The following is a 23,804-nucleotide window of genomic DNA, read 5'->3' on the forward strand; positions in this document are numbered from 1 at the left end:
CGCCTTGGCGTTGAATTTATTGCCAAACGGACTATTTGGCGACCACCGGCAAATAGACCTTATGCCCCACAAACAGTCTTCCTTCGATCAGCGGGCCGGGATTCTTATCCGCATCAAACATCTGCACTCGCCAGAAGTAGGCTGCATTGGATAATTTTTTCGTAGGCGCATAGGCGGTCAGGTCGGTCTGCACAACGGTTGACCGATTGTAACTGCTATTGTCGGCGTATTCGAGGCGATAATACGCCGCGCCGTCAAGGGGCGCCCAGCGAAAGGTCGGGGCATCCCCTGTGGTTTCACCCTGACCAGGCTCGAGCAACGACGGCAACGGATAGCGTTTCGTAAAGCGTTGCGGTGGGCTGAATGGATGCAACCTGCCCGCGCCATCGACAAACGCCACGCGCCAATACCAGACGCCATCCGGCAGCAGCCTTCCTTTTGGGGGCGTGTACGAAGTCGCCTGGGTGGTGACGTCCAGCCGAACGGGGCTGAAGGTCGGATTGTCTGCGATCTGGACGCGATAGGCGGGAGCGGCCAGTCGAGGGTTCTGGCTGGGCGTGATGACAGCCGTCCAGCGCAGCGTTGGCTGCTGATTCACAACGTCATCGTTCAGCGGCGCCAGCGGCTCCGGCCACAGCGAGCTTTTGGTGAATGTCATTGCCTCACTCCAACGCCCAAGGATGTTTTGTGTGCGCCGCATTGCAACGCGCCAGTAATACTGTACGCCCGGCGCCAGCGCGCTCATGTTGTTTGTGTCCAGAGGCGTAAAGCTGGTGGCGTCCGTAGCCTGGTCGATGAGTGGGCTGCTGAAGTTGGCGTCGTTGTCGATCTGAATGGTGTAGCCGGAGGCGCCCTCCACGCGCTCCCAAAGAAAGGTGGGCGTCATAAACGCATTTGCGTCCGTCGAAATGCGCGGGTTGCCCACCTGTCGGCTGTCCAGCCGGAAGCGCATCGGCGGCGACCAGGGACCATAGTCGAAGTCGGTTCGGGGGCTTGGGGCGTACATTTCATGTCGGAGGCGCACCCGCCAGTAGTAGGATTCATTGTTGGCGTAGGCTTTCAACGACTGAAAGGTCGTCGGCAGGAGAGTGAATGTGCGTTTTCTTTGATCGGGAAAGAACTGCTCCCAGGCGTCCCATGTCTCGACAATGTCGGTGAAACGCTCGTCGCGCGCCACCTGCACCTGGTAGCCATCGACGAGATAGCTGGGCATGCGCCAGCGCAACGGCGGCATCTCTTCATAAGTCAGCGGGTTCGAGAGCGGTGTGTCGAACGGATACAACGGCAGCGGCATGTTGGAGACGAAGACCGGCCTTGACAGGACTCCTGGTTGAGCCGGCAGCTCATCTCGGACGGCGCCGCTCGCATCCAGGGCGAAGACGACAAGCGCCAGGCTGCCCACCCAGTCGGCGTCCGCAGAACCGAGCGCCGTGTATGGAATCTGAAGCTGATAGGAATTTGTCCCAGGAAAGTGCTGGACGCGACCGCCTATCGTATGCAGCGGCTGCGCTGGCGACCACCCATTTCCCAGCCATCGATGGAACTCCGCTGTGACGCCGCCGCTCGTGCGATCGAGATAGACCACATATTCCGGCCAGTAGAGTTCATCCACCGGAATGGAAGCTGCAGGCGAATTGCGAGGAGCGGTGTTTCCACCGCTGCCGGCTTTATGGTCCGTGTCGAAGTAGATCGCATAGGTGATCGACGCAGCGCCGGCGTTTGCCGCCGTGAAGGCGATCATCCAGTGTTGATTGTAGCTGTCATCGGAGCGTCGATCGGCTGTCACAAATAGCTCGTGCAATGCGTATTCATCGCCGCTAGGGGCGCTGTTCGTCGCAACTCTGGTGCGACCGCCAACGTTATCGACCAGATTCTCCAACGGAGGGTAATCTTTGCGATTCCCGATCGTGAGTTCGACGGATAGGTTGAAGCGTCGTGGTGCGCTCCACTGGCCTACTGGATTGCCCCCGGCGTTCTCCCCGCGCACGCGCCACCAATAGGCGCCGTAGGGCATCTGCGTCAACTTTCCCTGCCAGGGAACGTAGTTGACAAATTGTGCAGTGGCTTCGTCTACGATCTCTGTAAAGCTCCGATCCGTAGCGATCTGCACGCGATAGCGCACGGCGCCGTTCACCGGCAGCCAACCCAAGATCGGCGGATGCCCGGCCGCCTCAAACCCATCGCGCGGATAGATCGCCTCGGCGGAGTCGGTTACAGGCAACTGAGAAACGCCTGGATCATAGCGAGTGCGCCACTGGATGCGGCTGCCGATCGGCTGTCCATCTTTGTAGGCGGTCACCCGCCAGTAGTAATCCGCGCCGGGCCGCAGAGTGACGAACGGATGGGACGACGTCGGGGCGGCGGCCAGACCGGCGGTCTGGATCACGAATTCAGGCGACGATATATCCATGTTGTCGTCCACTTCCAGGATGTAATAATCCGCCGGCTCCACGTAGTTCGGTTCTGGGGCGGGCGCATGGGCGGTGTTCCAGATAAAGAGCGGCCATGCAATAGAGCGATCTCCGTACACCGGCGTATTCTGTGCATCTGGTTCGTAATAGGGCAGGGGGTAAATCAGATCGGGTGAAGTCGGACGCACACTGTTCAAACTCAAATCGCCCGTCGGATCGGAAATTTGAAACGACCAGGTTTCACTCCATGGGGTGACGTTGCCTTGCGCGTCGATGGCCCGCACGCGCCAGTAATAGGCGGTCTCCGGCTGCGTCTGCCCGGATGGCCACGCCGTCTGCACATAGTTCGTCACGTTGTAAAGCGTTTTGTCGTCGATCCTGGGATTTGTAAAAGCGTTGTTATTAGCGATCTGAATCTGATAGCGTTCCGCCCCTGGGACCGGTTTCCAGGAAAAGAATGGATAGGAAAGTTGCAGGCTGTTGTTCGTTGGCGAGAGCAGTTGCGGAACGAAATTCCATTTCATGCGAAAACGGCGGATTTCACTCCAGGGTGAATTGGTTCCGCGCGCATTGATGGCCTGCACGCGCCAGAAATAATCCTGGTCGTTCGAGAGGGCGCTCACCGGCGTGTAGTCTGTGTTGCGCGTGACGATTTCATTGACAAAATTGAAATTTTCCTGAGTGCTGATCTGAAGACGATACTCCTTCGCCCCCTCCACTGCAGTCCAGGAAAAGCGAGGAACAAAGGCGAGCTCGACGGCATTGTCCGGGGCCAGCAGTTGCGGCGCATTGTTCCAATGAAAAGTGAAGGATTGAACCTGGCTCGGCGCACCGGCGTGCCCTTGATTGTTGACAGGGGTCACCCGCCAGTAGTAGATGTTATTCGCCAGGCGCTGCTGGGGCGTGTGGTGCAGTCCTGCGGTTGTCGCCTCGTAGACCAGCTGGTTCATCTCTGGATCGAGTGCAATTTGAAGGCGATAGGTCGCAGCGCCCGGTGCGGCAGTCCAGGAGAAATCCTCAGGGGCGAAGCTGGTGCGCAGCGCGCCGTCGACCGGAGACAGCAACGCAGGGCGCAATACGCCGCCAGCCGACCAGTCCACCTGGAAACTGCGAATTTCCGAAAACTCCCCCCACGTGCGACCCGACGCGGAACGCACTCGCCAGTAGTAAACGCCGCTGTTCAGCGCTTTGGTGAATGTATAGCGCGAGTTCTCCGTCTCCACGTTGACAAGCAGCGCGCCGAAGCCGTCGGTGGCGCTGACCTGCACCTGGTGCTTGGTGGCTTCGGGCGACGACTCCCACGCAAGCATCGGCGCGCCCAGCGGCGGAGAAGTGACGCCGGAAATCGTTGCGCCGTCTTCCGGGGAGAGCAGGATGGGCGGCTGGGGTCCTGGCGTGGGGGACGTCGTCGGCTCGTCTTGAGCGGCGACCATGGCGGCGTTGCTCAAGACGATGGCGACCCAACACACGGCGGCGAAAAATCGGGCTCGCAAACGATCGGAGGCAAAGATGCGATTGCTTGACATGGGAGAAAGCCTTCTTTTCAAAATCGTGCAGTTATCATGAAAACCCCATTTACTTTGTCAAGTATAGGAAGGGCGATTCCTTTGCGTCATCGGACAAATTGTCCATTCGCCCACCGCTCGCACGGCCAACATGAATGAACTTTGAAACCAGGAGGCGCAGCTCGCAGCTGCACTTTCTCGAATCCCCCAAGATCTTGCGGCCCATCGGGAACGTGCGGCTGAGAGCCGCACCTTATCATCACCGCCAGCTATTTCGCTCAAGCCGCTCTATCGATTGTCAGGTTCAACTGCGGAACATGAATTAGGGGTCAGAAGGGGTGGGATCATTGACGTGGAGAGGAGATTTTCAAAAGGAGAATGCGTCGGAGTTCGTCAAACTTTCGAGTCGTCGCGCGCCTTTTGCTCCGCCAAGCGCCGGGCGGCTTCGATCCAACCCACATAATCCGGCGGAACCGGGGAACGCGAGGCGCAGATTTCTTCAAGCTGTTGCGGCGTGACGCTTGCCAGAGCCGCGTAGGTGCGGACGCCGGCGTCGTACAGGCGTCGCTTGTACACCTCGCCGACGCCGGGAATTTTCTCAAAATCGTCGACCGGCTCCCCACTCCAGATGCAGCCCAGCGTCTGGGTCTCTTCCGCCAGTCGCTGCGCCGAGGCGCGGATGGCGTCGAACCGGACCAGGGCCGCCCGCGCTTTGCTCAGCTTCAGGATGCGGCGCAGCGTTTCGTCGTCGAGCGTTGCAACTTCCCAATAGGAGCCAATGCCGGCGTTGTAGAGCCGTTGCTCGAAAATCGGGCCGATCCCGTCGATTGCGGAAAGCGTCTGCGGGCGCTCGATGAGGGCCGGCGCAATGTTGGCTTCCAGGGCGCGCTCGATGAAGCGCTGTTTTGCAGCGGGTAGGGCGGAGAGCGAGGCTCCCGTTGCGCCCACTCCCCCTTGCCGGTGCGGAGGCGCCGCCCTCTGTTCGAGGCGTTCTGAGGCTTTTTCGACGTCTGCGCGCGGCTCGCTTGCCTGCGTCTGCATGGACGCTTCAAGCGAAGACGGAGCGCTCCGTTCGGCGAAAGGCTCCGCCTCGGAGACAGGCGTTTGCGCTTGCAGCGTCGCAAGCGCCATGCGCAATCGCTCCAGTTCAGCGCGCTGTTGGGCCAGTTGGGTGCGCAGATCGGCCTCCTGGCTTTCTCTGGAGACGGACGCCATGATCTCGTGCATCCGTTGCTCGATGGATGCAATGCGCTGCTGCGCTTCTTCCAAGGCTCGGTTTTTCTGTTTCAGCAGCGCGATCAAAGCGAGCACTGCGCCAATGCTCACGCCGAAGACAAGCAGTCGCAATAGCTTGCGCATCATCTTCTTCCCATCCGGTGAAAGGGTTTGTTTATTGCCCCGCCGCCTCCGCCAGCCGTTGCGCCTCGGCGATCCAGCGTGCAAAGTCGGGCCGTGCAGGCGGCCTGGGCTTGATGATCTCGGCGAGGCGCTCCGGCGTCGTCGAAGCCAGCTCGCGATAGGTGCGGATGCCGGCTTCATACAGCCGTTGCTCGTAGATTCTCCCGATGCCCTCGATCGGCTCGAAATCGTCCGGCGCTTCGCCAGACCAGAGCTGACCGACCGTGTTCGTCTCCTGCGCCAGGCGTTCTGCATCTGCGCGAATGGCGTCGAAATCGATGCTCAGCATTTGTAGGGGATTGACCTGCAAAATGCGCTCCATCTCTTCATTGGAAAGATTCGCCAGTTCCCAGTAGGTGCCGATCCCTGCCTCGTAGAGCCGCTGTTCGTAGACGCGGCCGATGCCTTTGACCAGCGCCAGGTCCTGAGGGGCGCGCACGGTCTTCGGCATCAGGCGCATGGCGACCGCCGAGTTGGCGGCGACGAGTTTGGTTTCACTCATCAGGGAGAGCGAACGGCCGAACTCCGCCATGGCCGGCGCGCGCTGTTGCCAACCAACGGCGTCGGCCAGCTCGTTCTGCAGCCGTGCGACCTCCGCCTCTCGCATCTGCAGCTCTGTGCGCGTCCGCTCCGCCTCTTCTGTGGCGTGTTGCAGGCGAGCCTGTAGCTCCTCGACGCGATGCTGCAGGGCGGTCACCTCGTCGTTGCGGGCTGCAAGCTGCGCTTCGAGTTCATCTTGCGCCTGCGTCCTTGCGGCAAGCTCGCGATTGAGCCGCTCGATTTCGGCGCTCTGCGCAGTGAGGCTCGCCGCCAGCTCGGCTTTGCCGTCGATGAGCGATTGCATCTGCGCGCGCAGTTCGGTCAGCTCCGCCTCATTTTGGCGGAGCGTTGTATAACGGCGTTGCGCGGCGGCGACGAGAGCGCTGGCCGTGGCGCCGAAGGTCGCAAGTTGCTGCGCCGCCTCCGTCACGGTCGTTTCGTCCTCGCCGTCGAGCGCTGCGGAGAAGGCGGCCAGGCGCTCGTCGAGCTGCCCCAGGCGGGCCTGGAGATCGCCTAGTTCGGCGGTGCGCGCTGCCAGTTGACCCTCCAGCTCGCCCTTCGCCTGGCCGAGCTCCTCCACCTGGGCCTGCAACGTCGCCTGCGCTTCCTGAACGGCGACGAGTTGCGCCTGTAGCTCCTCCTGCGCCTGTTGAGCCGCGGCAAGCTGTTGCTCTAGCTCCGCCTTGGCCTGGATGGTTTCGACAAGCTGCTGCTGGGTCGTCGTCAGCTCGGCGTTCAAAGCCTCCAGTTGGGCCGCAAGGCTGCTGGCGGATTCCTGCGCACTGCGGAGCTGCTCCTCCAGCGCGGCTTTGGCCTGCGCGCCTTCGGCAAGCTGCGCTTCCAGCCCCAGTCTGGCCTGCGAGGCTTCGCTCAGCTGCGTCTGCAGCTCGGCCACCTGTGCGCGCAGCGTTTCCGCTTCTGCGCCTGCAGTCGAAAGCTCGGTCTGAAGACGGGCGACGCCAGCCTCTAGCTCCAGGGCGGCGTTGTCCTTGGCGGTGAGCGCGGCCTCGAGATCGGTTTTGGCCGCAGTCAAGGCGCCGAGCTGTTCCTCGAGCGCTGCAATTCGAGCGTTCCTCTCGTTCAGCTGCGTCTGCAGCGTGCTGTTGGTCGCGCTCAAGGCGTCCACCTGCGCGCGCAGCGCTTCGGCCAGGCGCTGCGCGCCGGCCAACTGCTCGCTCTGCCGGGCATAGGCGACTTTGAGCGCTTCAATCGTCGCTTCCAGGCCGCGCATTCTCGTTTCGACGATGAGAAAGTCCCTCGTCTCGTCCACTGGTTGTGCACTCAGTTCGGCGTCGGCTATGGGCATCGCGTCTTCAACTGGCATGGCTCTCTCCCTCTTCTTGCGGAGCGACCGGCGATGACGCCGCCATTGCCGGCGATGCGTCCTGTGGCGAGGATGCATCGACGCGCGCAAGGATGCTGCGCAACTGGGCGTCATAGCCGTCAATTCGCTCGAGGAAACGGTTGATGAAGTCGATGCGCGTCTGCAACCGTTGCGCAAGCGCATCTCTTTCTGTGCTCAACGCCTGAAGCTCAGCGCGGATGGCCGCAAGCTGGTCGTGCAAGCCTGTCACTTCGGCGGTGCGAACGTCTAACGCCCGTTGCAGCGCCTCGCGGTCGGCGAGCGTCTGCTCGAGCGTCGTCTTCAGGCGTTCGTATTCGCTGCGCAGCTCGTCCAGTTCCGCCGTGCGCGCGGCCAGCGCTTCGTTGAGGTCTGGTCCATCCGCGGGCGTCAGCGTCTCTTCCGAGGGCTGCATTTCTATCAACGCCGTCTCCAGGCGTCGCGACGTCTCCTCCGCGGCGATGCGATTGAGCAGCGCACCGTATTCGCTGTTGCGTTTTTCCAGCGCGGCGGCGAGCTGTGCGCCCGTCGCCGTCAACATGCTGAGATCGCGGCGCAGATAATCGATCTCGTTCTGTGCGTTGGCCAGCGCACGGTCGCGCGCCGCCAGCGCGGCGGTGATGGCGTCTTCGCCGCCGGCGAGGATGTCGCGATACTCGCGCTGGCGCAGAAAGAGTTCGGCTGCGACAAGCGCCTCTTTTTCGGCGAGTCGATCGGCGGCGGCGCGCGCCAGCGCCAGCTGGTGTTCGAGTTCAACCAGACGCTCGCTCAGGTCACTTTCCTGGGGCCGCTCGGCCAGCGCCGTCACTGCGCTCCGCTCCTCCGGCGATTCCTCAACTTCAAGCGCTCTGGCGCCGCCGTCCGACGCAATCTCGTCCTGCTGCGCGGCGCAGCGAGCAGCCAGCGCCTGGCGCGCTGCGCTCAACGCGCCGCGGGTGTGAACCAGCTCGGCGCTGAGCAGGAGACGCGCGTCGCGCTCTCTCTCCAATGCCGCCTGCAGCTGTTCGACCATCTCCTTGACGTGCGATAGTTCTGCGCCTGCTGCTTTCAGCTGTTGAGCGAGGCCTTTTTTTTCTGCCGCCATCTCATCGAGCGTGGCGAGGTTTTCCCGCAACTGACCTTGCGTCTTGCGCAGCTCATCTTCGACGTCTCGCAGTTGACGACGCAGCGACTCGATCTCGGCGGATGCTTTCTCCAGCTCATACACCGGCCCGCCGCGGCCGGCGAACCATGCGATGATGAATCCTAACAGAAACGCACCGATCAGGTACAGGAAAGGGGTGAAGTCCATAGCGTTCTCCTGTGGAAGGTGGGTCGAGCCATCCGCAAGGGGTTTCCCGCTCGATGGATCGAGGAGGCGGTGCAGGGCGCCCTCGCCGTCCAGACGCGCCGGCCAGGGTCAACCGACGGCCTGTTTGGCTTGCAGCTCATGCAATTGTCTCGTGAGTTCGGCAATACGGGTGTTCGCGGCCAGCAGCTCCTCATCTTTCATCTTGATCATCGTGGACGTCAGCGCCGCCATCTCGCTGGCGACGTCCCCGCGCGCCTTCTGGAGACGATCCTCTAGATCGGCCTTCGTAGCAGACAGGGCTGCGACCGTCGCCTTCAAGGAGTCAAGCTCCGCCTGCAGTTCGGCGCGGGCGCGTTCGCTCTCTTCCAGCAGACTCTGCAGGTTGACGGCGCGCTGATACGCTTCATTGAGGGCCGCCTCGCGTGCGCGTTCGTTCTCCGCCGAGACGCCGGCTTCCGCCTCCAGCGCCGAGAGCTTGGACTGAAGAGAATCCAAAGCCTCGCGCAACTGCTTGTTTTCCAGGACGGCGGCTTCGTATCGGGTCCGCAGCTCTTCCAATTCGTTGGCGGCGCTGCTCTGCGTCCGGTCGAGCTGGTCGTGAAGCATCGCCAGCTGCATCTTGACGTCGGCGACCTCGATGCTGCGCGCTTGCAGGTCGGCTTGCAAGCCTTCGATGCGCTCGGCGGACGCCTTCAGCGCCTCCTGAGCTGCGCTCCATTGGCTGCGCACTTCATTGCGCTCTGCGGCGACGCGGCTCACTTCACGGTTGAGGTTTTCAATCTCCCTGCGCGCGTCCATCAGCTCGCGCTCGGTGCGCCGATTTTTGCTTTGATGTTCGGCGATCCGCTCCTCTAACTCGGCGTTGCGCCGTTGCGCCGGCAGGCCGATCAGCAGCCACCCTAAAATCAGACCTATCCCTACAGCGATCAACAGCGGCATCCAGTAGGCGGTGATCCACTGCAGATTCATCCAGTCCATAATTTCTCTCCTCGGTCGTCAGAGTGTGAACATGGCCCGAAAGATTTGCTATACTTAAAGCATGCGCTGTTCTTGCAGATGAAGAACCTGCGACGACGAGTTGTTGTTGGGAACAGATCTGTTTGCATTTGAAAGTGACGCTGCAAGGACAGTACGGCGCCTTTAGTTTCTATCAGCGGGCAACTTTTGTCAAACAGATTTTGACATCTTGACCACCGCTGCAATTCAGGAAACGAGATGGTTTAGGTTTGTGAAATTTCATCGAGTTTCCTGAGCGATGGCGGTGAGAAGCCAGAAATTCAATCGAACCTATCAGCCAATCGAGGAAAGGATGCACCCATGGAATACCGTTTCTTAGGTCGCACCGGCATGAAAGTCAGTGAGCTTTGTTTGGGCGCCATGACCTTCGGCCGTGAGACGCCCGAAGAGGTCAGTCTGCAGATGATGGACCGCTTCTTCGAGGCGGGCGGCAATTTCATCGACACCGCCGATGTCTACACGCGCGGCGTCTCCGAGGAGATCGTAGGACGCTGGATGAAAAGCAAGCGCCGCGATGATCTGGTGATCGCCACTAAGGTGCGCTTCCCGATGGGTGAAGGCCCCAATGACGTCGGCCTCTCCCGCAAGCACATCCTGAGCGGCGTCGAGGCCAGCCTGCGCCGGCTGGGGACGGATTACATCGACCTCTATCAGGTGCACTGCTGGGACCCGGCCACGCCGCTCGAAGAGACGCTGAGCACGCTGGATACGCTGGTGCGCAGCGGCAAGGTGCGCTATATCGGCGCCAGCAACTACAGCGGCTGGCAGCTCCAGAAGGCCATCGACCTGTCGAAACAGCAGGGCTGGGAGCCGTTTGTTTCGCTCCAGCCGCTGTATAATTTGCTAGACCGCACGCTGGAGTGGGAGTTGGTTCCCGTCTGCCAGAACGAAGGGCTGGGCATTTTGCCGTGGAGCCCGCTGCGCGGGGGCTGGCTGAGCGGCAAATATCGCCGCGGCATGGAGGCGCCTATCGCCGGCACGCGCATCGAGCAGGCCGAGCGCGAAGGCTGGAGCGAATCGTGGAGCGCCTACGCCAACGAGCGCACCTGGCGCATCCTCGATGAACTCTTCGCCGTGGCGGAGGAGTGCGGCAGGCACCCGGCGCAGGTGGCGTTGCGCTGGCTGTTGCAGCGCCCCGGCGTCACGGCGCCGATCATCGGCGCACGCACGTTGGAGCACCTGGAGAACAACCTGGGCGCCGTGGGTTGGACGCTCTCCGATGAGCAGATGCGCCGGTTGACGCAGGTGAGCGAGCCGACGCTCGTCTACCCGTATGATTTCATCGCCAACGCCACGCGGCGGCGGTAGGGCGTCGTTTGGGGTGCGTGTTGCGTGTTCCGTTGCGCACCACGGAGCACGCAACACGGTTTACGCACCCCGGTTTACGCACCACGCAACAATCATTTATTCATCCAACCTTTCAGCGTCTCATGTCCTTCGTTTTGACTGCACCACGCTTCGATCTTCGAGAGGCCGCCGCCATTGCGCTCGAACAGTACGGCGTGAGCGGCGCAATGCGTCCGCTGCCGAGCGAGCGCGACCAGAATTTTTATATCCGCACCGCCTCCGGTGAGGAGTTCGTGCTCAAGATCGCCAACGCCGAAGAGTCGCTCGACCTGCTCGACGCGCAAAACCACGCTCTGAAGCGCATGGCGCAGGCCGGGCTTCCGCTCTCCGGCGCAGCCGTGATGCGCACCTTGAACAACGAGACGATCGCCCGAGCGCAAGACGCCGCAGGCGAGCGCTATTTCGTGCGCATGTTGCGCTACATCCCTGGCGCGCCGCTGGCGACGGTGCGCCCCCATTCGCCGGAGCTGCTTGCGGACTTAGGGCGGTTTCTGGGCGAGGTGGACCGCGCGCTCGCCGATTACGACCACCCGGCGTTGCACCGAACGTTTCACTGGGACCTGGCGCGTGCGGGCGACGTCGTGCGTTCGCAGCTCAATTCGTTGCCCGACGCGAATCGGCGGGCGCTGGTGCGCACCTTGCTCGAACGCTTCGAACGCCACACCGAACCTGCGCTCGCCGCCTTGCCCCATCAGGTGATTCACAGCGACGCCAATGACTACAACGTTCTGGTCAGCCAGGAAGGCGACCTCTTCACGCGCTACCGTCGCATTGCAGGCATCCTTGATCTCGGCGACATGGTCTACAGCCTGCGCGTGGCGGACCTGGCCATCGCAGCAGCCTACGCCCTGTTCGAGAAAGACGATCCACTGCAGGCCGCTGCACAGGTGACGGCCGGCTATCATGCCGTCAACCCGTTGACCGAGGCGGAGATCGCTGCGCTGTGGGACCTGATCTGCATGCGGCTGTGCGTCAGCGTCTGCCATGCAGCAGTGCAGCGCAGCCAACGCCCCGACAACCACTATCTTTCGATCAGCGAGCGGGCGGCCTGGGCGGCGTTGGAAAAACTCGTCCAGATTCATCCCCGGCTGGCCCACTACGCGCTGCGCGCGGCCTGTGGTCTGACGCCCGTTCCGCAGGCGCCTGCGCTCATCGACTGGCTGCAACGACAGCCGACGTTTGCACCGGTCATCGGCCATGACCTGCGCATGACGCCGGTGCACGTGCTCGACCTTTCGATCGGCAGCCTTACGATCACGTCGCAGATGTTGCATAGCCGGCGCGGCGACCTGCTCAGCGCCGCCATCTTCGGCGAAATGGCGCAACGAGGCGCCGTCGTCGGCGTCGGCCGCCACGCAGAGCCTCGCGCACTCTGCATCGTCGAACCTGCATTCGCACCCGGCGACAACCCGACCGGAGAGCGTCGCACCCTGCACCTGGGCATCGATCTCTTTGCGCCGCCGGGGACGCCGGTGTATGCGCCGCTGGCCGGCGTCGTCCATGCGTTGCACCACAACGCAGTTGACCATGAGTCCGGGCCGACGGTCATCCTGCGCCACCACACAGACGACGGCCTGACGTTCTACACGCTCTACGGCCATCTCGACCCCGGCTCTTTAGAGCGATTGAAGGTGGGAGAGACAATCGCAGCCGGCGAACAGTTCGCCTCCATCGGCGCGACGTCGGTGAACGGCGGCTGGCCGCCCCATCTCCATCTCCAGCTCATCGCCGACTTGCTCGAACTCGATCACAATTTTCCCGGCGTGGTCGCGCCCGCTCAGGCGACGCTCTGGACGTCGCTCTGCCCGGATCCCAATCTGCTGTTGCGCATTCCGGCGGAGCAATTTCCGCCGCCGCCGCCTTCGCCGGAGGAGACGCTGGCCGAACGGCGCAAGCGCATCGGCCGCAACCTGAGCATCTCCTATCGCAGACCGCTCAAAATCGTGCGCGGGCTGGCGCAGTATCTGTACGACGACGCAGGCCGCGCCTATCTCGACGCCGTCAACAACGTGGCGCACGTCGGTCATTGTCACCCCGACGTGGTGGCGGCGGGCCAGCGGCAGATGGCGGTGCTCAACACCAACACGCGCTATCTGCACGACGCCATTGTGGAATACGCCCGCCGCCTCTCGGCGACGTTGCCGCCGGAGCTGAGCGTCTTCTTCTTCGTCAACTCCGGCAGCGAGGCGAACGACCTCGCCCTGCGGCTGGCGCGCACCGCCACGGGCCGCCAGGATGTGATCACGGTCGACGTCGCCTATCATGGCCACACGCAGGCGCTGATCGAGATCAGCCCCTACAAACACGACGGCCCCGGCGGCAAAGGACGCCCGCCCTATGTGCAGAAGGTCATCATGCCCGATCCGTATCGCGGCCCCTACACGGGCTACAGCGTCGAAAGCGGCAAGCGCTACGCCATGCATGTCCAACAGGCGATCGAGCAGATTCACGCCCAGGGCCGCGGGGTCGCCGCCTTTATCTGCGAGTCGTTGCCTGGCTGCGGCGGGCAGATCGTTTTCCCGCCGGGCTACATGGCCGAGGCGTTTCGCTATGTGCGCGCGGCCGGCGGCGTCTGCATCGCCGACGAGGTGCAGGTGGGCTTCGGACGCGTGGGCAGTCATTTTTGGGGCTTTCAGACGCAAGGCGTCACACCGGACATCGTCACCATGGGCAAACCGGCGGGCAACGGCCACCCGCTGGCCGTCGTCGCCACGACGCCGGAGATTGCAGATCGTTTTGCTAATGGGATGGAATACTTCAATACATTTGGCGGAAACCCGGTCTCCTGCGCCATCGGCCTGGCGGTGCTCGACGTGATTGAGCGGGAGCGCCTGCAACAGAATGCGTTTGAGGTCGGCGCCTATCTGCGAGAGGGGTTGCGTCGGCTTCAGGCCCGCCACCCGCTGATCGGCGACGTGCGCGGGCTGGGGCTTTACATCGGCGTGGAGCTGGTGCTCGACCCGGAGACCCTGGAGCCGGCCGGCGAGCACGCCGCATACGTCGCCAATCGGATGCGCGACTACGGCGTGCTCATCAGCACCGACGGCCCTTTCCACAATGTCTTGAAGATCAAGCCGCCCATCATCTTCAGCCGCAGCGACGCCGACCATCTGCTGTGGGCCCTGGGAGAAGTTCTACAAGATTCCGTCCTGGAGTCGGTTGATGCAATTCAGCAATAACCATATCAAGAGGCCAGAACGTATGCTAGCCGAAATTGCACCTGCCCCAACTCGAACTTACAACGCCCATTTTCGCTGTTTCCGTGGCTGTCCGGGCGAATATTCCGTCTACGAAGTGATGTACACCTGCCCGAAATGCGGCGGTTTGCTCGAGGTGCACCATGACATCGAGGCGTTGCGCGATCGCAGCGCCGCCGAATGGAAGGCGCTGTTGGAGCGGCGGGCGGGCACCACCGTATGGCCCTATGGAAGCGGCGTCTGGGGCATGCGCGAATGGGTGATGCCCGACCTGCGCGACGAAAATGTCGTCAGCATGTACGAAGGCAACACCAATCTCTTCTGGGCGGGGCGCCTGGGGAAGGAGATCGGCGTGCCCGATCTCTGGGTGAAGCTTTGCGGCAACAGCCACACGGGCAGCTTCAAAGACTTGGGGATGACCGTGCTGGTGAGCGTCGTCAAGCAGATGATGGCGAGCGGCAATAGCCCTGTGCGCGCGGTGGCTGCGGCGAGCACCGGCGACACTTCGGCGGCGCTGGCGGCCTACGCCGCTGCGGCGGGCATTCCGGCGATCATCTTCCTGCCTTCGGGCAAGGTGAGCACTGCGCAGCTGATCCAGCCGGTCGCCAACGGCGCGCATGTGCTGGCGCTGGACACCGACTTCGACGGCTGCATGCGCATTGTCAAAGAGGTCACCCAGGACAACAGCATCTATCTGGCCAACTCGATGAACAGCATCCGCATCGAAGGCCAGAAGACCGTCGGGATCGAGATCGTGCGGCAGTTTGACTGGGAGACGCCGGATTGGATCATCATTCCGGTCGGCAACCTAGGCAACATCAGCGCCCTGTACAAAGGACTCAAGCTGATTCAAGAGTTGGGCATCATCGAGCGTCTGCCGCGCCTGGTGGCGGCGCAGGCGGATAAAGCCAATCCTTTCTATCGCAGCTTTTTGAACGGTTTTCGGGAAAAGGTGACGATGCGCGCCGAGAAGACGCTGGCCTCCGCCATCCAGATCGGCGACCCGGTGAGCTATGAAAAGGCGGTGCAGGCGGTTGTGGAGACCAACGGGCTGGTCGAAGCGGTGACAGAGCACGAGCTGGCCAACGCAGCCGCGCGCGCCGACCTCACGGGCATGTACACCTGTCCTCACACCGGCGTGGCGTTGGCGGCGCTCTTCAAGCTGGTGGCGCGTGGGGTGATCCAATCGAGCGATCGCGTGGTGGTGATTTCAACTGCGCATGGGCTGAAATTCACCAGCTTCAAGGTGGGCTATCATGAAGGCAGGCTGGAGGAGGTCGAAAGTGAGCTGGCCAATCCGCCGATTTACCTTCCTGCGGATGTGAAGGTGGTGAAAGAAACGATCGCCCGAAGGCTGCAGCTGTAGAGAGGCGATCGTTGACTGTACATCCTGACGACTGTTTGACCGAGGGGAGGTCGGTGGCTCTGCGCCGCTGACCTCCCCTCAGCGCTTCTATGGATTGGGGTCGTACTTGCAGCGCTGTCCTTTCAAGCTGTTCAGATAAATGCACAGCTCAATATAAGCAGGCCGCCAGTGCAAGGCGTCGATCGGGCTTGGCTCCATCAACGCCCACCAGTACTGTTCCTCGTCTTGGGGGTTGCCGTCACTCAACCAATCGAGGTTGGGCATGGTCAGGGCGCTCATCAGCCCGATCCAGGGCCGCCAGTTCGCCGCTGCGTATTGATAGGCGCGCTTGAGATAATCCGCCTGCACAAACATATCGATGCCGGCGTCGGCGCCGTGCCACTTGTAGGCAGGGTTGACGGGATCGAACGTCCAGCCGAACTCGAGCAGGACGATTTGCTTGTTGCCGTCGCCGTATTTTTCCATGATGCGGCGGATGTTCTCGACATGGCGAAAAGCGAAGAAGCGATGACCGCCGTATCTGGGGTTGCGCGCCGCCTCCTCCGGATCGAGCTCAGGGGGCGCAGCATAGCCGGCGCCGTGCACGCCCAGGGCGTCGAAGTACCCGTTGCTGCTGCCGCCCATGGCCTGGTACATGCGCTCGTAGAAAAGGTCGTCCGGCATGGCGATCTCGTTGTCGTCGCCGGTCGGCGCCATGCCTGCGCTGATCACAATGGCGTTGGGATTGGCCGCCTTGATGGCGCGATAGGCCTTGCCCAGAAACTGCACATATTCGACCGGATTGGGGCGTTTGCCGCCCCATTCGCGCGCCAGGTTCGGTTCGTTCCAGATCTGATAGGCCTGGATGCAACCGACGGCCCCCGGCTGACAGTTGTAGCGTCTTGCCAGCGCGCCGGCGAATTCTGCAAAGGCGTCGCCGTTCTGGGGCGGATCGCCCGCCCAGAAATTGCGCACTTCGGGGTCGAGGCTGAGCCGCGCCAGAATTTTCAGGCCGCGCGCATTGGCGTGTGAGACGACCTGGTCTGCGATCGACCAATCGAAGCGTCCCCGGCCGGCGCCTTCGATCGCCTCCCAGGAGAACGTCTGCTTGACCCAGTTGAAACCGGCGTCTTTGACCAGGTCTAGATCGCGATCGCGAATCTCTTCGCGCCACCAGACGAAGACCTGCACGCCGTAATCTGGGCTGGTCATAGTGGCCGGTGCAAAGCTGCCGGTGAAGCCGCCCGCCCCACTTGAAGGCGACTGCGCAGCGCCCCCGGTTGTAGAAGAAGCCTCCGCCGCCTGGTCGACGAGGGTCATAAACTCAGCCGCGCCCCACCCCAGCGGCGCGCCGTTTTCTGCAAGCTGCAGCCATGCGCCGTCGTCGGAGCGCCCCAGCACCAGAAACGTTTCGCCGGCGCTCGCCAGCCGCACAATCGAGTTCTGCGTGCCTGGGCCGCTGCGGATGTTGAGTTGATCCACGGCGACGCGTGCAAACTGTTGGGGCGTCGGCGTGGGCTGCGGGGCGCTCGGCGCAGTCGGTTGCGCCGGGGCGGCGCTGTCGGTCTGATTGCTTGCGGGCGCGATCGTCGGCGTGGGCGTCGCTTGCGCCTGCGCAGCGACCGGCGTCTTGGTGGGCGTTGGCGTCGGCTCGTTGCCGCCGCCGCAGGCGGCCAGGAGCAACGTCGCCCCTATGAGCAGAACGAACAATTTCAGCGGAAGTCGCATGGTCTTCATCCTTTTCTTCTGGCCTAACGCCCCATCATGGCGCGCAACGCATCGAAGGCCGGGCGTCCTGCGACGGCAAACGCGCCCATCTCTGTGTTGCGCGGATAGTTGAGATTCCACAGCATCGGCACGGCGACGTAGCCTGAATCGGCCATGATGCGGAAAGACTCCACGATCCAGCGCGCCTGCGTGGCTTCGTCGATGCGCACCTGATACTCATAGCCCGGGAAGGGATTGGGCGTCGAGCCCCAGCCGAATTCGGTGGGCCACAGGCGCTTGTTGACGTCGCCGAACTCTTCCATCACGCGCCGAGACTCGCGCAGTGTGCTCAGGAAGTAAAAGCTGCGATGGTTGACGTGCGAGGGCGCATCGTAGCGGCCCGCCTGCCAGTCCTCGAAGGTCACCGAGGGGGGATTGGCGAAACCGCTGGGATGGATGCCCACGCCGTCGCTGTATTGTTTCAAGCCGTGTTGATACATGCCGCGCAGGTAGTCGATGTCGTCGTAGGCGACGTCGCTGTAGCCGGCTGGCGTCGGCGCGCCGCTGATCACCAGCATCGAGGGGCACGCAGCCTTGATGGCGTTGTAGGCCCGCTTCAGCAGATCCATGTAACTGGCCGGTTCAAGCGGGAAGCCTTCCCACTCGCGGCGCAGATTTTGTTCGTTCCACACCTCGATCGCCTGCACCCGTCCACAGTAGCGGCTGGAGAGAGCGCCCAGGAAATTGGCGAAAAGCTGGAAGTCCTCCGGCGGGCCGCCGGTTCCTCCCAGGTTCGGCCGCGTCCACGCCGGCGCCGTCACTACACTGAACATCAGGTTGATGCCGTTGCCGTGCATAGCGTCGACGATGGCGTCCATCTCCTGCCATTGAATGGCGCCCGGCTCCGGCTCGGCGAACTCCCAGCGAATCTGTTGCTTCGCCCAGCCGAAACCCAACTGCTTGAGCAGGTTGGCGACGCCCTGCTTGTCGCCCTGCCACATGTTGACCGACATGCCGTAGCCGAAACCGGTCGATGTGTTGGGCGCAGCCACCGGAGCAGGAGCTGGCGCAGCGGCGGACGCCGAGACGCCGCTGGCGGGCGCAGGCGGCGCAGGAATCTCCGCTTCCGGAACTTCGGGGATGCTGCCCAGGTCGCCGCTGACGCTGGTCAGGCTGGCAAAGATCCATGCTGGCTCCTGACGATTGGGCAAACGAACCTGATACCAATCGCGCGCGGCGTTGACGCCGATCACCTGATAGCGCGAGCCGGCCGGAGCCGAAGCGACCACCGGATAATTGGTTCCGGGCCCGCCGCGCACATTTGTGCGGGGAGGATTGGTGGTCGCCACGACTGCGCCTTCCGGGAAGGCGATCGTCGGCGATGCGGCCGCAACGGCCGCTGTGGACGACGAGGCCGCGGCGGCGGAGGGTGCAGCCGCAACCGGCGCGGCGCTCCCCGCCTGTGCGCCGGTGGAGACGTACATGGCGACGAGCCAACCGCCGACGTTGTCGCTTGTCGTCACCTGATACCAGCGACCGTCGGCGCTGACGGATCGAATCTGCACCACGGCGCCCTGGCTGAGGCGGGCGACGATCGGCGCAGTGATGCTCGGCGCCGAGCGCACGTTCAGGCGCGCCACCGTGACCTGCCCTCGCGCAGGCGTTGCGCCTTCAGCGCTGCTCTGAGCCATCGCGCTTGGAGCAGCGCTCAAAAACAATAGCCCGATCAGGAATAAGACGCCGAACAGACTTGACGTTGTGCGAGGAAATGCAGAGTGCAAGCTCAAACTCCTTTCGTCAATGTACACGGCAGGGGCGACGCATGCGTCGCCCCTGTGTCCCTGTGTTAATCTTTAAGTCCGTCAGACATTGTTGACTTCAGGCTATTTGGGCATCTGCTTCAGCGCTGTATAGACAGGCAGAGGATTCCAGTTCCTGTCCACAATGCCCCACTGGGCCTTTTCGGTGCCGTCGGCCACGACCCGGAAGTTCAAGTTCCACAGGAACGCCGGGCCGACCCAGCCCCAGTTCTTCATCATCTGGAAGGCCTCGACCGTCCACTGCGCCTGTTCGGTGAAGTCGTTGTCGTCGGCGTAGCGATAGCGCGGGTCATAGGCGCCGCCCGCCGCCCAGCCGAACTCGGTGGGCCAGATCTTCTTGTTGCCCGCGCCGTAGACGTTCATGATATTGCGATAGCCCTCCATGGTGCTGCGGAAGCTCCAGGAATGGTGGGGAGAATCGCAGGCGCCGTTGAAGGTGTTGCCGTGTTTCTGGATCGCCTCGCAGGCGTTCTCCCACGTGACGGACGGCGGCACGTTGTAGCCGCTCGGGTGCGCGCCGACGGCGTCCAGATAGTTGTTGGCGCCGGCCTTGAACATCTCTTCGAGATAGGTGAAGTCGTCCATGGCGTAGGGCGGGTTGTTGCCGGCCGGCGTGAGCGCGCCGCTCACCACCGTCATGGAAGGGCAGGCGCTCTTGATGGCGTTGTAGGAGACGGCCAGCAATTGCACATACTCGGCAGGGTTGAGCGGCTTGTTGCCCCACTCGTAGTGTAGGTTCTGCTCGTTCCACACCTCGATCGCCTTGAGCGACTTGCCGCAGTAGCGGCCGGCGATGGCGCCCAGGAAATTGGCGAAGGTCTGCGGGTCTTGCGGCGGCCCACCGACGCTGCGGTCGAAGCCCGGCTCGCGCGCCCAGTCCGGCGCGTTGACGACGCTGAAGAGCACGCTCACCCCGCGGCTGCCCGCCGCCTCGACGATCTCGTCCATATTCGGCCAGTCGATCTGGCCAGGGCCGCCCGCCTCGAAGCGTTTCCATTCGATCTGCTGCTTGATCCAGTTGAAGCCAAGATCGTTCACAGCGTCAAGGATGCGCCAGATCTGTCCGTTGTCGACGGCGTGCACCTGAATGCCGTAGCCGAAGCCCTGTCCTCCAGAAGGCGCAGCGACGGGTGCAGGGGCTGCGGCGGCCGCCACCGGCTCCGGTTGAGGGGCCGCCGCTTGTGCAGGCGCAGGAGCCGCCGCTGCGGGAGGCTCCGGTATATTTTGCGCCACGGCGATTGCATCGCGGTTGCCGCTGATGGTGGCGAGCTGGGCAATCACCCAGCCGTTGCGGTTGCCAAATTCGATCTGCCACCAGTCGGCGTTGGGCGTCCTGCCGGTGACTTTGTAAGATTGCCCCGGCGTCACCTGGCCGAGCACGTTGAAGGTGGTGCCCGGCCCCTCGCGCACGTTCACGATCTGATCGACGGAAAGCATGGCGGCGGCGACCGCCTCTGCAGAAACGTCGGCTTTTCGGCTTGCCGCCAGAGCCAGCACAGCCGATTTGGGGCTGGTCAGGGCGGTGCCGTTGGCGTTGACCAACTGCGCGTCGACGCGCAGCGAGCCGCTCGCCGCAGACGAAACCTGGAACGTCGTCCTGGGGCTATCCAGCGGGCGAATCTGTTGGCCAAGCACGCTGCCGTCCTCGGCGTAGAGCGTGTACGCCACCGCCATCTGCGCTGCGGGCGCCGACGAAGTGGCCTCGCCCATCTGGAAGCGCTGCAACACCTGTAAGGTCGCCGGGTCGATGTCGCCGTTCGCCGGCATCTGCAAGGTCACATTTGTGACGTTGTACTTGCGCAGCAGATCGAGTTTGCGTCCCAGGCTGCCGGCGGTCTCGATGTAGACGGTGCGCTGCAGCCCTTGATCGTCGATGTACGTGTAGTAATAGATGCCCAGGTTGTCGTCCCACTGCACCTGACCCTGCAGGCGGGGATTGTCGAGGCTGATCACGACGTTGCCGTCCTCGCCGGCTTCGGCGGCGATCGAACCCAGGAGCGGCGCGAGCGCCTCTTGATAGCCTTTCAAGAGCAGATAGTTGCCGCTGCGCTCGACCGAATGAGCCGGCAGCTCGATGGCAAGTTTGCTGGGGCCGATTTCATCTGTGGCATAGGCCAGCAACAGCTCCATTTCGCCGCCCGGCGCGTAGGCGCGCGGGTCGATCGGCGCCGGCACGATCACCGTCGTGGCCGCTTGGCTGAGCGCGCGCCAGTCGTAGCCGCCGGTGTTCCATTGCTCTGCAGAGATGGGAATGGCCGGCTCGACGCGCACGGCGAGCGTTTTGTTGTGGGCCGCCAGTCGTTCCGCTACGCGCGCAATGAAGCGGGCGTAATCTGCTCGCGCGCTCGGCACGGCGTCGACGCCGCGGTAATCGATCAACAGGCCCGGGTAGCCGTTGGCGAGCGCCAACTGCTCCAGGGTCATCAGCTGATTGTCCTGCAGACCTGGGTCGATCAACAAGTTGTTGATCAGGTCCGTGCGCACCGTCTGCCCTTCGACGTTGGTGATGATCGGAACGGTGTTGCCGGTGTTGGGAGGCGCCTGACCGTCGAGGCCGCCGTCCCCACGCAAATTCAACACGCCGCGCGCCTCGTTGGTGACCACCGCGCCCTGGGGCAACCGACCGTCCAACCCAAGGTTGAGCGTCACCGAAGGCACGCCCGGCAACGTCTGCACTACGACAAAATCGCGCGGCACATAATCCAGGCGAGATTCGATGACGTCGGCTTCCGGCAACACGCGCGCAGGCATATGGCGCCACGTCTCGCCGGTCCATTCATAGACGGCGAGCGTCTCATAGGGCAGGCTGTCATTCGGAATCGGGATCGTGACGATTGTCTGCAGCGGCGCGCGGCCACGCACTTCGACGTGATAGACCGGGCTCTTGACAATCAAGGTGTCCGGCAAATTCTGCGCCGCTTTGTACATCCGTTCACCCGCGCGGCCTTCAATGAAATTGACGCGAGGCGTGCTGGTGATCTTGGCCTGAAAATTGGCCAGGACGCCTTCCGCCGGGAAATTGACGGTGGTTCCATCGGGGTCCATAATGGCGCCGCCGGTGGCGGCGTTGATGCGCTCAAAGGTGAACGCCTGCAGGCGATCGAGGAGGCTGACCGGGGGAAGCAACAGGATGGCGACGAGCAAGCCAGGGATCAAAATAAAGGTCACCAACCAGGCTGCTGGCCCTTCGAGCATCCGACCCATGCCGCCGGACGACGGAGGGCGTCGATCGAGCCGAGTATTCTGCATAGTTTGTCCACTCCTTCAAAAAACTGAGCTTACCGGTTCACTTTCCATCGGAGAATCAGACTGGCGACGATGCTCGTATCAGTATCATTTGTAATGATTCCTCTTCCACAAGCGCCCGCCTACTCTCTCGCTTGCAGGCGCGCCTCAGTCGTCCTGATGCGCAAACCTCTAGGAACACGGTCAAGCTGCTATCTTAGCATACGGTGAAATGTGCGCCAAAAAGGCGGAGGATGGTTGAAAATTCGCCCCCTGTTTTTTCTCGATGGTATACTTTACGATATGTCCTATGAATTGTCTGACGACCTGTCGCATTTGGATGCGTCGCTGCGTCCCCACCGCTGGCTCGAGCGTCTGTTGCTGCTGATTTTCCTTCTCTGTTTGCTCGTTGGCCTTGGCGCACTTGCGCTTTTTTTCGTCGTTCGCAACAGCGCCCAGCCTTCTTTGAACGTCGATCCGCTGCGTTCGGTTCGCGTAAATTTGATCAGCCCCTCGATTGCCTTGCGTCAGTTGAGCGGAGATGGGGCGGCGGCTCTGGCAGCCCAGACGATCCAGGCCGGTTATCTGGAGACTGCTCGCGCCATATTGACCTACGCGACGGACATTTCGCCGGTGGAGCGCAGCGCTCGCCTGAGCCATCTTGCGCGCGCTTATCTGGCGGCCGGTCAAGGCGACGCCGCCGCTCAGGTGTACGCCCAGGTGATCTCCGACGCCATTCTGGAAGACGCGATACCGCTCACGGAGCGGGTTCACCTGCTTAAATTGAGCGCAGACGGCCTGTACAAAACAGGTTTTGAGGACGCCGCCGTCGACGCCGCCACGCAGGCGTTGCGCATCGCGGTGCAGGCGCCCGAGCTTCTCCCCGCCCAGCGCAGCGCACTTTTCAATGACCTGCGCGCCATCGTTGAACAATTCGACCGTTCCAATCCCGCTGTGGAGTCGCTGCGCTTCCAGTTGCGCGACTATGCGCGCAACCCTTATCTTACCGGCGTCGGCCTGGTCGTGACGCCAACTTTGGCGACGTTTCCTCAACAGATCGCCTACGATTCTTTGACGCAAGAAAAGATCGCTGCGCGACGGCAGGCCGCCCGCATCCTGGCGGATCGCATCGCTTTCACCGGCGGCGTCGACATCGAGCCGGAGCGACAGGCGCTCGCACAGGCGTTGCTGGAGGAAGACCAGGCGCGCGCTCGCTTTTATCAAGACCCCGGCGAGCTTTCGCGCGAGCAACAGCTATGGCTCTGGCTCGATCATCGCGCCTGGCTGGTGGAAAAAGCGCGCATCGCCCTGCAGGGGTACGGGATCTCGATTCTGCCGCAATGGGAGAGCGAGCTGGATGTCATTCTCAACCAGTTGAACGCGGATCACGTCTTTCTGAATTCATTGATGACGGCTTTTGTGGTCGATCAGCCCACTGCAACGCAAAGGCTGCTGCTTCAGGTGGAAAGTCACCACTGGACGGCGGCGCAGGCCATGCGCGGGCTGTATCCGAACGCTCCGACGAACGACATCGGCGAGCTGTTGCGCAGCCTTCAGGAGGAGCTTCGGCGCGAGGGAGCGCCGTTGGCGCTGCCCGTGAGCTTCGACCCTGCCGCAACGCCGCCTGGGTTTCGCATCCAACCGGCCCCATGACCGGAG

The 23,804-nt window shown here is 62.7% G+C and carries 12 protein-coding genes; 4 read left to right on the forward strand and 8 right to left on the reverse strand.

Annotated elements, in window-relative coordinates:
- Positions 1–31: 31 nt before the first annotated feature.
- The 5 genes from Q0367_RS19530 to Q0367_RS19550 all read right to left on the reverse strand — a co-directional run bounded on the left by Q0367_RS19530 (position 32) and on the right by Q0367_RS19550 (position 9,465).
- A complete protein-coding gene (locus Q0367_RS19530; RefSeq protein ID WP_298984261.1) occupies positions 32–3,937 on the reverse strand; it encodes a hypothetical protein in 3,906 nt (1,301 codons plus the stop codon).
- A gap of 372 nt (positions 3,938–4,309) precedes the next feature.
- Positions 4,310–5,278 (reverse strand): helix-hairpin-helix domain-containing protein, encoded by a 969-nt coding sequence (locus tag Q0367_RS19535; protein ID WP_298984263.1) that lies wholly within the window; start codon positions 5,276–5,278, stop codon positions 4,310–4,312.
- Between the two features lie 28 nt (positions 5,279–5,306).
- Entirely contained in the window at positions 5,307–7,178 is a 1,872-nt protein-coding gene (locus Q0367_RS19540; RefSeq protein ID WP_298984265.1) for a helix-hairpin-helix domain-containing protein, read from the reverse strand.
- Positions 7,168–8,487 (reverse strand): hypothetical protein, encoded by a 1,320-nt coding sequence (locus Q0367_RS19545; protein ID WP_298984267.1) that lies wholly within the window; start codon positions 8,485–8,487, stop codon positions 7,168–7,170. Before Q0367_RS19545 ends, Q0367_RS19540 begins: the two co-directional genes overlap by 11 nt.
- Before the next feature lie 108 nt (positions 8,488–8,595).
- Positions 8,596–9,465 (reverse strand): hypothetical protein, encoded by an 870-nt coding sequence (locus Q0367_RS19550; RefSeq protein ID WP_297638963.1) that lies wholly within the window; start codon positions 9,463–9,465, stop codon positions 8,596–8,598.
- A 339-nt stretch (positions 9,466–9,804) separates the two neighbouring features.
- Between Q0367_RS19550 and Q0367_RS19555 the strand changes: the two genes are divergently transcribed.
- From Q0367_RS19555 to thrC, 3 genes are all read left to right on the forward strand, one after another.
- A complete protein-coding gene (locus tag Q0367_RS19555; RefSeq protein WP_297638965.1) occupies positions 9,805–10,812 on the forward strand; it encodes an aldo/keto reductase in 1,008 nt (335 codons plus the stop codon).
- 122 nt (positions 10,813–10,934) lie between these two features.
- Entirely contained in the window at positions 10,935–14,030 is a 3,096-nt protein-coding gene (locus Q0367_RS19560) for an aminotransferase class III-fold pyridoxal phosphate-dependent enzyme (protein WP_297638967.1), read from the forward strand.
- Between the two features lie 22 nt (positions 14,031–14,052).
- Positions 14,053–15,414, forward strand: a complete 1,362-nt coding sequence (thrC, locus tag Q0367_RS19565) for a threonine synthase (protein WP_297638969.1) — start codon at positions 14,053–14,055, stop codon at positions 15,412–15,414.
- 87 nt (positions 15,415–15,501) lie between these two features.
- Here thrC and Q0367_RS19570 read toward each other — a convergent pair whose 3' ends face one another.
- The 3 genes from Q0367_RS19570 to Q0367_RS19580 all read right to left on the reverse strand — a co-directional run bounded on the left by Q0367_RS19570 (position 15,502) and on the right by Q0367_RS19580 (position 22,169).
- Entirely contained in the window at positions 15,502–17,121 is a 1,620-nt protein-coding gene (locus tag Q0367_RS19570) for an SH3 domain-containing protein (RefSeq protein WP_297638971.1), read from the reverse strand.
- A gap of 23 nt (positions 17,122–17,144) precedes the next feature.
- The gene (locus Q0367_RS19575) at positions 17,145–18,881 is read right to left on the reverse strand and encodes an SH3 domain-containing protein (RefSeq protein WP_297638973.1); all 1,737 of its coding nucleotides are present in this window, start codon (positions 18,879–18,881) and stop codon (positions 17,145–17,147) included.
- 102 nt (positions 18,882–18,983) lie between these two features.
- Complete coding sequence (locus Q0367_RS19580) at positions 18,984–22,169, reverse strand: SH3 domain-containing protein (RefSeq protein WP_298984271.1); 3,186 nt, start codon at positions 22,167–22,169, stop codon at positions 18,984–18,986.
- A gap of 279 nt (positions 22,170–22,448) precedes the next feature.
- Here Q0367_RS19580 and Q0367_RS19585 point away from each other — a divergent pair, with 279 nt between their 5' ends.
- Complete coding sequence (locus Q0367_RS19585) at positions 22,449–23,798, forward strand: hypothetical protein (RefSeq protein ID WP_298984273.1); 1,350 nt, start codon at positions 22,449–22,451, stop codon at positions 23,796–23,798.
- Positions 23,799–23,804 lie beyond the last annotated feature (6 nt).

It is taken from the genome of uncultured Caldilinea sp. (assembly GCF_937128415.1).
GTDB lineage: Bacteria > Chloroflexota > Anaerolineae > Caldilineales > Caldilineaceae > Caldilinea.

What these genes read in the sequence shown, in the direction of transcription:
- Q0367_RS19540 (WP_298984265.1), bottom strand. Translation starts at nt 7,178, where the DNA reads ATGCCAGTTGAAGACGCGATGCCCATAGCCGACGCCGAACTGAGTGCA.
- Q0367_RS19585 (WP_298984273.1), top strand. Translation starts at nt 22,449, where the DNA reads ATGTCCTATGAATTGTCTGACGACCTGTCGCATTTGGATGCGTCGCTG.
- Q0367_RS19580 (WP_298984271.1), bottom strand. Translation starts at nt 22,169, where the DNA reads ATGCAGAATACTCGGCTCGATCGACGCCCTCCGTCGTCCGGCGGCATG.
- Q0367_RS19550 (WP_297638963.1), bottom strand. Translation starts at nt 9,465, where the DNA reads ATGGACTGGATGAATCTGCAGTGGATCACCGCCTACTGGATGCCGCTG.
- Q0367_RS19545 (WP_298984267.1), bottom strand. Translation starts at nt 8,487, where the DNA reads ATGGACTTCACCCCTTTCCTGTACCTGATCGGTGCGTTTCTGTTAGGA.
- Q0367_RS19570 (WP_297638971.1), bottom strand. Translation starts at nt 17,121, where the DNA reads ATGCGACTTCCGCTGAAATTGTTCGTTCTGCTCATAGGGGCGACGTTG.
- Q0367_RS19535 (WP_298984263.1), bottom strand. Translation starts at nt 5,278, where the DNA reads ATGATGCGCAAGCTATTGCGACTGCTTGTCTTCGGCGTGAGCATTGGC.
- Q0367_RS19560 (WP_297638967.1), top strand. Translation starts at nt 10,935, where the DNA reads ATGTCCTTCGTTTTGACTGCACCACGCTTCGATCTTCGAGAGGCCGCC.
- Q0367_RS19530 (WP_298984261.1), bottom strand. Translation starts at nt 3,937, where the DNA reads ATGTCAAGCAATCGCATCTTTGCCTCCGATCGTTTGCGAGCCCGATTT.
- thrC (WP_297638969.1), top strand. Translation starts at nt 14,053, where the DNA reads ATGCTAGCCGAAATTGCACCTGCCCCAACTCGAACTTACAACGCCCAT.
- Q0367_RS19555 (WP_297638965.1), top strand. Translation starts at nt 9,805, where the DNA reads ATGGAATACCGTTTCTTAGGTCGCACCGGCATGAAAGTCAGTGAGCTT.